The sequence below is a fragment of the Streptomyces sp. NPDC001508 genome, from assembly GCF_040298665.1.
GTDB lineage: Bacteria > Actinomycetota > Actinomycetes > Streptomycetales > Streptomycetaceae > Streptomyces.
On sequence record NZ_JBEPAP010000177.1, the window covers coordinates 1 to 1,090 of the forward strand.

2 protein-coding genes are annotated in these 1,090 nt (G+C 56.8%); both read right to left on the minus strand.

The genetic code is table 11. The features are described 5' to 3' along the window. Positions 1-261: 261 nt before the first annotated feature. Entirely contained in the window at positions 262-525 is a 264-nt protein-coding gene (locus ABT245_RS45950; RefSeq protein ID WP_012537716.1) for a Rop family plasmid primer RNA-binding protein, read from the minus strand. A 31-nt stretch (positions 526-556) separates the two neighbouring features. Continuing rightward, on the minus strand, positions 557-820 hold the full coding sequence (locus ABT245_RS46390; protein WP_003660253.1) for a site-specific integrase: 264 nt from the start codon (positions 818-820) through the stop codon (positions 557-559). Between the last annotated feature and the right edge of the window lie 270 nt (positions 821-1,090).

Here is a 1,090-nt window from a genome sequence, read left to right on the forward strand (position 1 = left end):
AGCGAGGAAGCGGAAGAGCGCCTGATGCGGTATTTTCTCCTTACGCATCTGTGCGGTATTTCACACCGCAATGGTGCACTCTCAGTACAATCTGCTCTGATGCCGCATAGTTAAGCCAGTATACACTCCGCTATCGCTACGTGACTGGGTCATGGCTGCGCCCCGACACCCGCCAACACCCGCTGACGCGCCCTGACGGGCTTGTCTGCTCCCGGCATCCGCTTACAGACAAGCTGTGACCGTCTCCGGGAGCTGCATGTGTCAGAGGTTTTCACCGTCATCACCGAAACGCGCGAGGCAGCTGCGGTAAAGCTCATCAGCGTGGTCGTGAAGCGATTCACAGATGTCTGCCTGTTCATCCGCGTCCAGCTCGTTGAGTTTCTCCAGAAGCGTTAATGTCTGGCTTCTGATAAAGCGGGCCATGTTAAGGGCGGTTTTTTCCTGTTTGGTCACTGATGCCTCCGTGTAAGGGGGATTTCTGTTCATGGGGGTAATGATACCGATGAAACGAGAGAGGATGCTCACGATACGGGTTACTGATGATGAACATGCCCGGTTACTGGAACGTTGTGAGGGTAAACAACTGGCGGTATGGATGCGGCGGGACCAGAGAAAAATCACTCAGGGTCAATGCCAGCGCTTCGTTAATACAGATGTAGGTGTTCCACAGGGTAGCCAGCAGCATCCTGCGATGCAGATCCGGAACATAATGGTGCAGGGCGCTGACTTCCGCGTTTCCAGACTTTACGAAACACGGAAACCGAAGACCATTCATGTTGTTGCTCAGGTCGCAGACGTTTTGCAGCAGCAGTCGCTTCACGTTCGCTCGCGTATCGGTGATTCATTCTGCTAACCAGTAAGGCAACCCCGCCAGCCTAGCCGGGTCCTCAACGACAGGAGCACGATCATGCGCACCCGTGGGGCCGCCATGCCGGCGATAATGGCCTGCTTCTCGCCGAAACGTTTGGTGGCGGGACCAGTGACGAAGGCTTGAGCCCACCCCTACAACCTGAGGGGGACTCTCCTTCGGGACCTGCGGCCGATCCGCCTCACCCGGCCCGCTCATAGCGTGGGAGCCATGACCCCACCC